The sequence below is a fragment of the Rheinheimera sp. B2H12 genome, assembly GCF_059620065.1.
Map to the genome: position 1 here is coordinate 3,429,307 of NZ_CM184363.1, position 13,469 is coordinate 3,442,775.

13 protein-coding genes are annotated in these 13,469 nt (G+C 50.6%); 4 read left to right on the forward strand and 9 right to left on the reverse strand.

Features of this window, described 5'->3' with window-relative positions; genetic code table 11:
• Positions 1-49 precede the first annotated feature (49 nt).
• From AC53GJ_RS14775 to AC53GJ_RS14790, 4 genes are all read left to right on the forward strand, one after another.
• The gene (locus tag AC53GJ_RS14775) at positions 50-955 is read left to right on the forward strand and encodes a DMT family transporter (protein WP_496728783.1); all 906 of its coding nucleotides are present in this window, start codon (positions 50-52) and stop codon (positions 953-955) included.
• Positions 956-998: 43 nt separating this feature from the next.
• Positions 999-1,619, forward strand: coding sequence for an acyl carrier protein phosphodiesterase (locus AC53GJ_RS14780; protein WP_496728785.1), 621 nt, complete (start codon positions 999-1,001; stop codon positions 1,617-1,619).
• Positions 1,620-1,657: 38 nt separating this feature from the next.
• Entirely contained in the window at positions 1,658-2,050 is a 393-nt protein-coding gene (locus AC53GJ_RS14785) for a ribonuclease E inhibitor RraB (RefSeq protein WP_496728786.1), read from the forward strand.
• Positions 2,051-2,321: 271 nt separating this feature from the next.
• A complete protein-coding gene (locus tag AC53GJ_RS14790; protein ID WP_496728788.1) occupies positions 2,322-2,855 on the forward strand; it encodes a hypothetical protein in 534 nt (177 codons plus the stop codon).
• A 67-nt stretch (positions 2,856-2,922) separates the two neighbouring features.
• Here the strand turns inward: AC53GJ_RS14790 and paeA are convergent, their stop codons facing one another.
• The 9 genes from paeA to AC53GJ_RS14835 all read right to left on the reverse strand — a co-directional run bounded on the left by paeA (position 2,923) and on the right by AC53GJ_RS14835 (position 13,363).
• Complete coding sequence (gene paeA, locus AC53GJ_RS14795) at positions 2,923-4,215, reverse strand: polyamine export protein PaeA (protein ID WP_496728790.1); 1,293 nt, start codon at positions 4,213-4,215, stop codon at positions 2,923-2,925.
• 155 nt (positions 4,216-4,370) lie between these two features.
• Positions 4,371-5,108: a dienelactone hydrolase family protein gene (locus AC53GJ_RS14800; protein WP_496728792.1), complete on the reverse strand. Its 738-nt coding sequence runs from the start codon at positions 5,106-5,108 to the stop codon at positions 4,371-4,373.
• Between the two features lie 108 nt (positions 5,109-5,216).
• Positions 5,217-6,125, reverse strand: coding sequence for a substrate-binding periplasmic protein (locus tag AC53GJ_RS14805; RefSeq protein ID WP_496728794.1), 909 nt, complete (start codon positions 6,123-6,125; stop codon positions 5,217-5,219).
• A gap of 20 nt (positions 6,126-6,145) precedes the next feature.
• Positions 6,146-7,531 (reverse strand): sensor histidine kinase, encoded by a 1,386-nt coding sequence (locus tag AC53GJ_RS14810; RefSeq protein WP_496728795.1) that lies wholly within the window; start codon positions 7,529-7,531, stop codon positions 6,146-6,148.
• A complete protein-coding gene (locus AC53GJ_RS14815; protein WP_496728797.1) occupies positions 7,449-8,786 on the reverse strand; it encodes a sigma-54-dependent transcriptional regulator in 1,338 nt (445 codons plus the stop codon). Before AC53GJ_RS14815 ends, AC53GJ_RS14810 begins: the two co-directional genes overlap by 83 nt.
• Before the next feature lie 3 nt (positions 8,787-8,789).
• Positions 8,790-9,983, reverse strand: coding sequence for an ABC transporter permease (locus tag AC53GJ_RS14820; protein WP_496728799.1), 1,194 nt, complete (start codon positions 9,981-9,983; stop codon positions 8,790-8,792).
• Positions 9,984-9,988: 5 nt separating this feature from the next.
• On the reverse strand, positions 9,989-11,287 hold the full coding sequence (locus AC53GJ_RS14825) for an ABC transporter permease (RefSeq protein ID WP_496728801.1): 1,299 nt from the start codon (positions 11,285-11,287) through the stop codon (positions 9,989-9,991).
• 10 nt (positions 11,288-11,297) lie between these two features.
• Positions 11,298-11,996 (reverse strand): ABC transporter ATP-binding protein, encoded by a 699-nt coding sequence (locus AC53GJ_RS14830; RefSeq protein ID WP_496728803.1) that lies wholly within the window; start codon positions 11,994-11,996, stop codon positions 11,298-11,300.
• 95 nt (positions 11,997-12,091) lie between these two features.
• Positions 12,092-13,363: an efflux RND transporter periplasmic adaptor subunit gene (locus tag AC53GJ_RS14835; RefSeq protein WP_496728805.1), complete on the reverse strand. Its 1,272-nt coding sequence runs from the start codon at positions 13,361-13,363 to the stop codon at positions 12,092-12,094.
• Positions 13,364-13,469: the final 106 nt, after the last annotated feature.

Below are 13,469 nucleotides of genomic sequence, written 5' to 3' on the forward strand. Positions count from 1 at the left end.
GGCTGACACCGCCGTTTGTTGCGGCGACATTTAAGCACAGAGGTAGTGAATGAAACTGTATCTGGGGCTGGCGCTGTTATCGGCCATTTTTATGGCCAGCAGTGGTGTCATAGCCCGTTATAGTCAGATGGCTGCCGCTGAACTGACTTTTTACCGGCTTGGCGTCGGCGCTTTATGCGTGTTTATCTGGCTGCTTTGCACCGGTCAAGTCAGCCAACTTCGGCAAAAACCAAATCGCCAGATGCTGCAGAATGGCTTGTTACTGGCCAGCTTTATGCTTGGCTTTTTGCAGGCGATCCAAAGCATCCCTCTGGCCAATGCCATTATGATGGTCTATCTGGCGCCGCCCTGCACCGCCTTGGTGGCGCATTTTTATTTTGCTGAGCGGCTGAATTTGTTCAGCAGCTTGCTGATTATGCTGGCGTTAGCCGGTTTTGCCATGTTGCAGCAATTTCAGTTTGATGTCAGTGCCGATCCGGCGCAATTGGCCGGTTATTGCTGGGCGCTGCTGTCGTTGCTGGCGTATAGCGCTTTTTTACTTTGTAACCGCCAGCCAAGCGCTGGCACTTCGGTCGGCCAACGGACTTTTTACCAGTTATTATTTGGCGCCTGTTGTGTGTTGCCATTATTAACCAGCAGCAGTTTACCCCAGGGCATTGACTGGCTCTGGGTCGGGCTCGCCGGGTTATTTCCAGGTTTTCTGGCCATTGGCTGTGCACTGGCGGCACTGGCGCATCTGCCAAACCGGGTCTATGGCACCATCGCCTATGCTGAACCCGCCGCAGTGATCCTGGCTGGCTGGTGGCTGTTTCAAGAACAACTGACGCCGTTGCAATTGGCTGGAATCAGCCTGATTTTGTTGGCCGGCATCCTGCAAGCGCTGCTGGCAGGCCAGCAACCGGCAGACGCTGACCCATCCCAGCAGCCGGTGGCACCGGCACGGAGTCAGGGATGACCGGCTGGCAGTTATGGTTGCTGCTTGATTGTCAGGTAACACCATGAATTATCTGGCGCATTTATTACTGGCAGAATCCAGCTCAGCGTCTCGGATCGGCAACCTGCTGGGGGATTTTTCCCATGGCGTGGTGTTGTCTGAGCTGCCGCCCGCAGTCAAGGCTGGACTGCAGCGACATCGGGCTGTCGACCGTTTTACCGATCAGGCAGCAGAAGTACTGACTGCGAAAACCTTGTTCAGCCAAGCCCGGCGCCGTTTTGCCGGAATTGCGCTTGATATGCTGTTTGATCATCTGTTGATCAAACATTGGGCTTTGTACCAAGCGCAACCATTTGCCCGGTATAAAACTGAGTTATATCAACAACTGCTGCAGGATCTGCCACAAATGCCGGTGGCGATGGCGGGCACTGTAAGGTTGTTAGTGCTGCAGGACTGGTTTGGTCAGTATCAGGATTTAACCCAGCTAGGCCGGGCACTGGATCGGATTGCGCAAAGGATTAGATTTAGCCATCAGTTTGACGGCGTGATCAACGAAATTCACCCGCAGTTGCCACAGCTAGAAGCGTTATTTTTACAGTTTTTCCCCAAATTGCAGCTTTTTGTCGCCGAACTAGGGCCTGAACTGGCGGAAGAATCTATGCCATCGACCGGCAAAACTTGCTAAACTAGCGCCTTTGCTGAATTTGTGTAACGGAGCACCTGATGAGTCAATTCCCTGATGATGGCAACGGCGATATGCTACAAGCCATGCAAGACGCTGGTCTGGATTTAAACCAGAGTCTGGCACTGGATTTTTACCTGGTTTTCCCGGACAAAACCAAAGCCGAAATGGCATTACAGGCAATGACGGCGTTAGATCAACCCGTTGAAGTTGAATTAAATTTTAATGATCTGGAACAGTGGGAACTGATCGTCAGCCTGCAGATGGTGCCTGAGCATGCTGCCATTAGTGCCAAAGAAGCAGAGCTGGACAAATTTGCCAAGAAATTTGGCGGTCACAACGATGGTTGGGGCGTGATGCAACAGCAGGATGGTGATGACGAATTTGCCGATGATGATCATGAATGTGATGATCATTGTGGCCATCAGCACTAAGCCATAGTTCTGGGCCATAGTTCCGGGCCATAGTTCCGGCCATCAGCCAACCCGCAAGCTGATGTGAACGGGGCAGGCCTGATGCTACAGCCAGAGACCCGTATTTTGTCTGGCAGTGCTAAGCTTTCGCACTGCCTTATCAACAGCTTTCTGCCCGTCACTTGCCTAATGTCAGCTTTTTGACAAACAACAGCGTAAATTCCGGCCCGCTTTTTGCTACAAATTTCGTTCATAAAGCAGCTATGCGAACCCAGCTCAAACGGAAATTGCGATGAAAGCAGACACCAGTTTATTCCAGACCCTCAGCCAGCTCAGAACCCAACAACTGAACCGCCAATATCAACTGGTGGAACAGAAAAAAAATGCCATCGGCAATGGTCAGCAGCCTCAGGTCGACAAAACACCGAACGGCGGTCAGACCAAACCGGCGCAGCCCACCTCCCCCACTCAACCGGCTGAACCCGCGAAAAAACCGACTAAACTGGATTTTCAACAGATGACCCGCGGTCAGTTATCACAGTGGTTTAACCAAGCCGTCGCCAGCGGTAAAATTGCTAAAGATCAACAAACCGCTTTTCGGGTTATGTTATTTAACGGCCAAAGCAGTGACAGCGAACCAGGCAAAGCTGACAATACGCTGATCGACTTTGCCGATAAAGCCAAAACAGGTTTGCAAAGTGCGGTTAAACGTAAAGACCAAAGTTCGATTGAATTTTGGGCCAAGGCTTTAACAGTGATGAAAAAGTTTCAGGGCCAGCCAGCGCAATTGCCGGCAGAGCCAGACAAAAACACCGGCAAAAGCTGAAGCGACTCGCTGGGGGAGGGAGACACCGCTGTTTTACCGACAGCGTGCTAACCCCAGGCTGACGCCACTAGTCGCCGACCTTCACTTTGGTCACCAGCAACTGGTCGATTTTGTAGTTGTCGATATCAACCACTTCAAACTTGTAACCCTGATGCAGCACAAAATCAGTACGCTTTGGGATTTTTCGCAGCATATACATCATAAATCCCGCGATAGTTTCATAGTTTTCATCATCCGGAAATTGATCAATCGACAGCACCCGCATCACATCGTCCAGTGGCGTTAAGCCCTCCACCAGCCAGGAGTCGTCATCCCGTCTGACGATTTGTTCTTCTTCCGAATTAACCAGCTCTCCCATCACGATACTCATCACATCTTTGAGGGTGATCATGCCAACCACTAAGGCGTATTCGTTCAGGATCACGGCAAAATCGACGCCACTGGATTTAAAATGGGCCAAAGCCTCATACAAGGACAAGGTATCCGGAATAATCAGCGGTGTGCGTAAAATGCCTTCTTTGGATAACGAAATCGACTGTTGGTGCAGCACCTGCATCAGAATATCGCGGGTGTCGACATAACCCACCACCCGATCCAGCGCTTCATCACAGACAATAAATTTGGCATGCGGATGCTCGGCAATTTTGGCTTTAATACTGTCAGCCGATTCTTTCATCAGAAAATAAATCAGACTCTCACGCGGCGTCATGGCGGATGTGACTGTGCGCTGGTCCATATCAAAGACATTTTCCAGCAGCTTATGTTCTTGTTGTTGAAGCACGCCGGCTTCAGCACCTTCATCCATCATCGAAATGATATCTTCCGGCGTGATTTGATCTTTGCGCTGCACCGGCACATTAAAGATTTTAAACACGCCATTGGCAATGCCGTTAAACAGCAGCACCAAAGGTTTGAGCACCACCAACAACAATAAAATTGGCCGCACCACTGCAACGGCCACTTGTTCAGGCGCCAGCATCGCCAGACGTTTTGGCATCAGATCGGCAAACAGAATAAACAGCGCAGTGACAAAAAATACCGACAAACCAAAGCCAATCGACTGTAAGGCCGGGCCTTGATAAAACAGCTGTAAAAACTCAACAAAAGTCGGGGTAAAAGCCGCTTCCCCCAAAATACCGCCCAGAATAGCCACTGCATTGAGGCCTATCTGGATAATGGTAAAAAAGCTACCGGGATGTTCCTGCAGGCTCAGTACCTGACTGGCACGACTATCCCCTTCACTGACTAACTGTCGCAAGCGTAATTTACGCGACGCCGCCAGTGCGATTTCCGACATCGAAAAAAAAGCACTGACACTGATTAATAAAATAATAAGCAGAATATGTTCAAACAAAGACATGTGTTCACCAAATCATCGACTTCAGAGTGGCGCGGCACAGTTTACGACGGTTGACTGAACTTTTCATGACAACCACCGCTCGACCGGACCACAGCAGGGACTATCCCTGCACTGACCAAGCACAGTATAGCCGCTGACGGTGTAATTTCAGCATGTTATCTCATACGCTGAAATAATTGCCGCGCTTGCTGATAGACCCAGAGCGCCAATTCAGGGTCATAACGTTCGCCTTCATCCCGCATAAAAGCATGGGCAGCGTTCACTTCATGCCAGCTAAAATCGCAGCCAGCTTCAGTCAGCGCCTGATATATCTGCAACCGGCCGGCCGTTGGAATATGCGGGTCTTGTTTGCCCCAAATCAGGCAAAGCTCTGCTTTGATTTGTGCTGCCGCCGCCAAAGTTTGTACCGAGCCGGTGGCTGGTAAGGTGTCCGAGTGTAAATCTGTGGCATATAAACAGCATGCGGCGCTAATGGCGGGATTCAGCGCGGCGCGAAACGCCAGATGACCACCGATACAGACGCCATAACTACCGGTTTTGCCATTAAAATCAGCGCGGGTCTGCAAATAATCCAGCATCGCCTGGGTATCACTGTCATGCTGCAACAAAGGTTTTTGCCACTTGTCCTGATTGCCTTTATCTTTGCCGGCATCATCGTAAGCCAGCACAGTTCCGGCGGCATTGAGTTCATGAAAGATTTCCGGCACTAATACCAGAAAGCCTTGGCCAGCTAACATGGCTGCGGCTCTGGCAATAGGGGCTGTGATCTGGAAAATTTCTGAATAAAACAAAATGGCGCTAAAGGTGACACCACTGACATTGGGTCGGTAGAACTGACACAGCATGGGCCCGGTTGGGGTGCTGATGGTCAGGTTTTGCATCACAACCTGCATGATAAACTCCGAAAATAGATGGCTGTACGGCCGCTATTATAGGGTCTTTCCGCCAGCAGACAATCTCAATCGGCACTCTGCACTGCAGCGCAAAAAACTGCCTCGCCCTCAAAGATAAGGGCTGGGCTCTGGCAGTGCAACCACAGCCTGGTTCATGTTGTGCTTTGCGCCCAAGCTGGCTGGCGGCTGTTCCAGTCGCTGTGCCGGTAATTGTTGCGGTAAATAGTGCTGCCGGATTTGCTGCAACCGACCTTGCTGATAAAGCCGCTGCCAGCCGCTCACCAGACTGGCCGCTAATTGTGGGCTGACACTGCGGCGGCTGAAACCAAAATACACCGGATTATCATGCACCAGCAGCATCAGTTGATAAGGACTGGGTTGTTGCCGTACCCGCCAGCGCCAGGCAAGTTCTTCTTCCAACACCGCCTGAACCCGGCCAGAATTTAACAAAGCCAGTTTGTCCTGATTGGATAAAATCGGTAGCAAATGGCGTTTAAAATGAACGTCACTTTGTAACTGACGAAACTGTTCGCCAAAATAACCGCCATTGAGCATCGCCAGCAGCCAGCCAGCCGGCCAATACTGTAAATCAGCCAGTTGCCGCAGTGCCGGTTGTGTGGTCGGATCGGCGATTAACCACATCCGTTCCTGATGATGGGGCCCGATAAAATACAAATCTTTACCGCGTTCCGGATTGTACGACAGTTGACTAATCACCTCAATCTCGCCTTGTTGCATCAACTTCAGCGCTCTGGCCCAAGGCGATTTTACCAGCCGCAGTTTGCAGCCGACTTCGGCGGCCAGAGCTTGCAACATCCGGACATTCAAGCCATGTGGCTCTGCTTCATCCAGAATAATATGCGGCGGAAAAGGGGTGTCCAGCGCAAAGCGCAGCACACAAGACTGGGCCGCAGCCGATGCTGTAGACCACAACAACAGCGCCAGCACGACAGGACGAATGCTGGTACTGCTGGCATGGCTTGTGATCAGGTTGATAATCCCATTTAAATTCAACATCTTTACCTTGGAGTCCGCGTTTACTCAGGCACTACCTGACTAACCCCAAACCGGATCCTGACCAGTAACCCGACCTGTTGTGGCAATAACTCAAGTTGCCCGCCGTGGGCCTGTACTATGTCATGGCACAAGGTCAGGCCAATTCCCGAGCCCTGTGGCTTGGTGGTAAAAAACGGCACCAACGCATGCTGCAGCACATTAGCCGAGAAGCCACAACCATCATCCTGCAATTCCAGCGTCAGCTGCTGCGCTGTCTCATGGATCTGCAATCTGGTGCCGGTTGCGGTTGCGCCAGCCTCATGGGCATTTTTCAGTAAGTTTAATAATAACTGACTGAGTTGGGTTTGATCCAGATACCAAGTAAAGACTGGTAGTTGACCCACCAATTCAAATTCATAATGATCCTGTAGCTGATTGAGCAACCGCGGCCATTGCACCTGTTGCGGCTTTGGCGGCGGTAATTTAGCAAACTCCAGATAGCCAGCTAAAAACTGATTCAGTTCAGTGCAACGCAGCGATAAGGTTTGACATAATTGTGCCAGCTCAGGCTGGCTGGCTTGTTGCGCCAGTTGCCGGCCGGAATAAGCTAAGGATGACATCGGCGCCAGGCTATTATTCAGTTCGTGCCCAATCACCCTTAATAATTTTTTCCAGGCATTGAGTTCTTCCCGTTGAATTTCGGCCGTCATCGGTTTGAGCAAATACAACCAATGTTCGCGCTGATTGAGATAAAATCTACTGCAGGACAAGTGCCAGACCGAAGCCGGTTCTCCCAGATGCAACAAAGCACCTGGTTGCTGCGGCACTAACTGACGGATAGCTGTGGCCAGCGCCGGATGTTTTTCCAGCACTGTGGCAAACAGCATGCCTTCTAAACGCTGGCCCGCGGCGCATAATTGCCTTGATGCCGGGTTACTCAGCAGCACCCTGTCCTGCTGATCAGTCAGTACCAAACCAGCCGGGCTGCTTTGCAGCACAGTATCAAGTAATAATTCACGTTGATATAAACTGGCACGCTGCTGGCGTAACTCAGCCGACATGGCATCAAGTTTATCCGCCAATGGCGCCAGTTCGGTGATACATTGTCGATTAGCTCTGCTGTTGAATGCTTGATCCTGCAGGTTTTCTGCGTACAGATTCAGCGCCGCCACTTCCCGTTGCCACTGCTGTAACATTAACTGTGCCAGCAATGCAAATACCAGCAGTACCGCGCACAGTCCAAGCATCAATCTGACAGAGGCAAATTGCCAGCACAACAGTGCCATCGCCAGCAGCAAGAGCGCAAATAACAACTGTAGTTTTAACTGCAGCGCTAACTTGCCATTAAGGTGGAGCAATACCATAAAACTCCATTCGTCGATATAACGCCTGTCGACTGATACCCAGTGTTCTGGCGGCTCTGGCAATCACGCCCCCAGCCGCAGTCAGCGCCTGTTCGATGTCGACCCGCTCCACATCATCCAAGGCTCTCTTGCCAGCAGTGAGCTCAGAGTGCGGCAACCCCAAATCGGTCGCTTCAATAGCAGGGCCTGCCGCCAGTAAGACAGCGCGCTGGCAAACATTTTGTAACTCCCGCACATTACCAGGCCAATGGTACTGCAATAACAACTGTTCAGCGGCTGCGCTCAATGGTTTTTGCCCCTGCAAAAAAGATCTGGCCAGCGGCAAAATATCATCGGGTCTTTGTGCCAAATCGGTCAGTGCCAATTCCACGACGTTTAGCCGGTAATACAAGTCCTGCCGGAACTGTCCACTGGCGATGGCTTTGGCCAAATCACTGTTGGTGGCACTCAGCACCCGCACATCAACTCTGCGGGTTTGGGAGGATCCCAACCGTTCAAATTCACCGGTTTGTAACACCCTGAGTAACTTCATTTGACCTGCCAATGGCAAATTACCAATTTCATCAAGGAAAATAGTGCCGCCATCGGCCAGTTCGAAACGGCCAATCCGGCTTTTATGCAGGCCGCTGTAAGCGCCCGCTTCAGCGCCAAATAATTCGGCCTCCATCAGCTCCGCTGGCAGTGCGCCCATATTTACCTTCACCAGCGCTTTGTGTTTTCGTCTGGAGTTGGCATGCAGCACCTGCGCTATGCCCTCTTTGCCAGTGCCATTGCTGCCGGTAATCAGTACTGCCGCATCCGAAGGTGCCAGCTGTAACGCCATTTGCAACAATTGCTCCATCGCTGTGCTGGCAAACACCAGACCGCATAAATCTTTGCCCTCAAACTGCCGCAACTGCTCGCGCCTTTTACGCACAGCCTGTTGCTGTTGATCCTGCAGGGCTTTTAACTGCAGTGCATTTTTCACCGTCAACAGCAACCGCTCGTCATCCCAGGGTTTGGCGATATAATCCAGCGCCCCGGCTTTGACCAGTTCCACCACCATATCGAGCGAAGTCCAGGCCGTCATCAGGATCACCGGAATGTCAGGGTAACATTGCCTGAGCTGGTAAAATAAGGCTTTGCCGGCGGCACCATCCATTTCACCTTTGGCAAAATTCATATCCTGCACCAGCAAATCGACCTGATGTTGTGACAACAATTCAAACACTTGCGCCGGTTCAGCCGCAATCAGCACGTCATAGTGCTGCAGACGAAACAGCGTCTGTAAAGCCGCTGTAATCGCCTGATTATCATCAATCATTAAAATCGTTGCCATAACTCACATTGTCTTGGTTGCAGTCGCCGGGGCCACTTGGGTCGCAATGCGGGCAGGATACCATGTTGCCAGTGTGACACAAAGCAGTAACACTATGATAGCAAGCAGTGGATACCCAAACGACAAAGACGGGATAGAAATCACTTGCGCTAACAGCTGATTTAAGCCAAACGCGGCGACTAATCCCAAGGTTGTCCCTAACAAAGTCGTGAGCCAGTTTTCACAAAATAACTCGAGTAAAATACTGTTTTTACTCGCTCCTAACGCCCTTTTTATGCCAATTTCTTGCTGCTGTTTTAACGCATGAAAGTGCGCATGGCTATAACTGGACACCATTGTCACCAACAGCATCAAGGCACTTAAGATGGACAATAAAGTGGCCAAACCAAATTCATTGCGATAAAGACGATGATATTCTTCCGCTAGGGTTCTGGTATAAAACACTTCAATATTGGTATCGACTTTTTGCAATAAAGACGGCAATTGTTGCCGCACTTGCTCAGTCGTGCCAACAGCAGTTTTGATCAGCAAGGCGTAGCCCCAATCCACGCTATAAAGCGGTGCCACTTGGATGGCATTAAACATCGGATGATCGGCACGGCGCTGACCATAAAAATCATCCACCACCGCTGCAACCACGGCTCTATTGGTGACGAGACCGGCAGCACTACGTCCTGGAAAAATTTTTTCTGCCAAACTGCGTGTTAACACCAGCGCAGGCGCGGTTGGACCATCCACCGGCATCGCTTGTTGTGGCAAATTGCCTGCTTGCGCTGTTAAACCCAACACCTTAAAAAAATCCGGCGACACCATATAAAAAGGGATGGTCGGAATATTGGTTCGTTCCTCTGCGGCAGGATCAAATAAATTGCCATTATTGCCGCCCTGTTGCGCCGGCCCCTGATTGGCGTAAGCCACGGCTTCAACACCAGGGATGGCTCGGATCGCTTGCATTTGGCGTTCCAGTAAATCACCCAATAAGGGGTAGGCTCTGAGCTCTGGTGACGTCGGTTTTAATTGCACGCGCAGTACTTCAGTCAGCGCTAATCCGGTTGGGGCATTTAATTGTTGGCGGGTTTGATCGGCCAATAACATACTGTTGAGCAAAAGCGCCAACGTCATGGCGAGTTGCAGCAACAACAAAAAGGTCACCACTTTACGTCTGAGTAATGATTTAATAAGCAAATGAAATGACATCAGTTTTATTCCTTAAGCTGCTGATTTAAGCCACCAAATGAAGCGCGAAGCGAGGGATACAAGGTCACCAAATAACTGGCACCAAAGGTCAACCCAGCTAAAAACAGCAACAAATTCAGATCCCATTGACTAAACAGTTGATTACTTGGCCACAAATGATTCAGCAGGGCGATGCCACCAGCGGCGATGATTAAACCACAGAGGCAACACAACAAAGCCATCAGCAACACATCGACCCACAACTGAAATTGTAATTGGCTGCGGCTGGCGCCTAAGGCCCGCCGTAAGCTGAATTCATATTGATTACTCAAATAACGATTCAACGAAAGATGGCTGGCATTAAGTAAACACACGCCTAAAAACAGCAGCGTCACTAAAGCAAAAGCTTTGATATCAGAAGACTCGCCACCAAAATACGCCACAATCTCCCGCATCGGCACCAGCTGATTATTGGGTGTGCTTTGATGCCGGCCAGCTTTTTTCTCATCTGCGACCAGGTTAGCCATAAACTGGCGATACGCTTGCTGCTGCGCTTTAGTATCCAACTGCACCCAAAACTGCAACTGATGCAGCGCACCACTTCGACCTTGGCTGGCCAGCTGACGATGATCGGTATCATCAAAAGTTTGCGATTGTGAATTAGATAAATAATTCAAATCGTAACCAGTTTCTAACGGCAAATAGAGCTGATCACCATCATTCACATGATTGCCGTTATTGGCATCGTACAGTCGCGGTAGCATTCGCCAATCGTCTAACACGCCAATCACAGTAAACAAACGATCATCCAGCAACATTTTTTCGCCCACCACATCAGTGCGGCCAAACATTTTTTCCGCCGTGGCTTTGGTCAAAATGAGTTCGAGCCTGGCTTGATTATCCGGCCAAATATTGCCGTGTAACATCGGCACTTCAAACATCCGGAAAAAGTCTCTTTGCGTAATGCGGATACTGACCGGCGTTGGGCTCTGCTTGCTATCAAGCCGAATATAACCATCCGAGCTATACATGGCGGCTTTGGCAGTTGGAATATCACTTTGACTCAGCTTTTCAATATTGTTGTAGCTCAGCACCCGCGGCGGTTTACAGTCGGTACATTCCCACGGCACCAGGAGTGTCATTGGAAAAAACAATTTATCGCTTTTATGCGGCAACGGATCTGAATTCAGCTGGTAATAAAAAGTCGCATTGGCAAAAAACACCCCGATGCCCAGGCTTAAAATCAAAATCGTCAGCGCATAGGGTAAAGGCGCCCGTTTAATACTGGTGACACTGACTTTCAGATAATATAAAAACTGTTCCATCAGGTGCTCCTTAAGCCGTTTTGATCGCAAGCGGATCATACAAAGCCGCATCGCTGAGCTGACCATCAACAATTTGCACCTGGCGACTGGCGCGCCGCGCCTGATCCGGGTCGTGCGTGACCATCAAAATAGTGCAGCCCTGGCGGTTAATTTGTTCCAGCAGTTCCATCACCTGGCGCGCCATCAGGGAGTCCAGATTACCGGTCGGCTCATCTGCCAGCAAAATCCGCGGCTCACCCGCAATAGCACGGGCAATCGCCACCCGTTGCTGCTGACCGCCAGAGAGCTGCGAGGGGTGATAATCGCGTCGGGCCGCCAGTCCGACCAATTCCAGCGCCTGCTCAGCACGGCGTCTACGTTCACTGGCGGCGAAGCCGCGATAGCGCAGCGGTAATTCAATATTATCTTGCAGGCTGTAGTCTTTGATCAGGTTAAAGCCCTGAAAGATAAAACCAATTTTTTCATTGCGTAATTTTGATAAGGCACTGTCTGGTAAACCTTTCACCGACTGACCGTCCAGCAAATAATCCCCCTCATCAAAGGCTTCCAGTGTGCCTAACACATTGAGCAAGGTCGATTTGCCCGAGCCGGAAGGCCCGGTTAAAGCCACAAACTCACCTTCTTTCACTTGCAGCTCAATCTGGCGCAAGGCATGAGTTTCAATTAATTCGGTGCGGAAAATTTTGCTTAAATTTTTTAATTGGATCATCTTGTTCATCCTTTTTAGTTGAGAGCGATCAACAGGCTAGTGCGCCATATGGCTCTGTGCAGGCTCTGCTATTGATCGCAGCCGCATCTGCACTGCTAATTCAACCGCACTTGCGGCTGGTCTTTAAATTCACTCAAATTCGAAATGATCACCTGATCACCTTCTTTAAGCCCGGCACGGATCTCGACCCACTGCACTGATAAGGCACCGAGCTCGATTGGCGTTTTACTGGCGATGCTATCAAGCAACCTATAGGTCTGACGACCGCCCCCTGAGCTGATAAATTCGCCGCGCGCAACCCTGAGCACATCGGTTTTTTCTTCAAAAATAATCCGGCCGGACAAACGCTGGTTTTGCCGTAAACTGGCGGCATCCTGCGAATTAAATCGCACTCTGGCACTGACCTGCCCTTCTTTCACCTCAGGCGCGACGTGGCTCAGCGTCCCTTGCAACAACTGACCATTCAGGCTGACTTCTACCACCAGGCCTGACGATAGTTCAGCCGCATAATTTTCCGGCACACTCAGTTCAGCCTCGTACTGACTCAAATCAATCACCGTCAGTAAGCCCTGCCCTTCCAGCACATGGTTTTGTTGCTCCACCAACCAGTTACCGACTTGCCCTGTCACTGGCGCTTTAATTTGTAAAGCCGCTAATTTGCGATTGAGCTCGTCGACCACCAATTGCTGACGCGCTAACGCTTGCTGACCGGCTTTTTGTTCAAAGTTCAGCATATCCAGCGCCAGCGCAACTTTGCTTTTGGCATGGCTAAATTCAAGCTGTGCCTGCGTCATCTTGTCGTTAGCGATATCTAAATCCAGTTGGCGCAGCACCCCCAGCTTTAACGATTGTTCAGCGCGGGCCAGTTCCCGCTTCGCTGCCAGCAGATTGATTTGGGCGCTATGTTGCACCTGCTCCATATCCAACTGCTGTTCACGCGCCTGCAAAGTGGCACGCTCTGCCTCAGAGGACATGCTGGCCAATAATGCCTGCTGTTGCTTCACTTCGTTTTCTAAAGCCGGGCTGTCAATCACGGCCAGCAAATCCCCCAGCGTCACGGCTTCACCCGGTTGTTTTAATAACCGAATTTGGCCAGCTTGCTGGCTGAAGAGCGTGGGTGCGCTGGCAGCAACCACTTTGCCCTGCACCGCCAGATCCCGGACAAAATCACCCCGACTGACGGTGGCAATCTGTACCTGCTGGCGCGGGATCACCAAAGCCGCTTGTGGCCCGCTTTGCCACAGCAACAGAGAACCGGTGGCGAGCATCAGACTGATGCCAGCCAGTGCCAACACAAATTTACCTTTGAAGCGGTGTGGTTTGACATTGCGGCGGATGTCCTGCGCACTGGTATCCTGAATTTTCATGCCATCTGGCCCCATAACATTCAACTAACGCTATTGGATAGCAGCTTTGATGCCAACAATGAAAATTAATTAATCAATTGTTTTAAAAGGAAATTTAACAATTTTT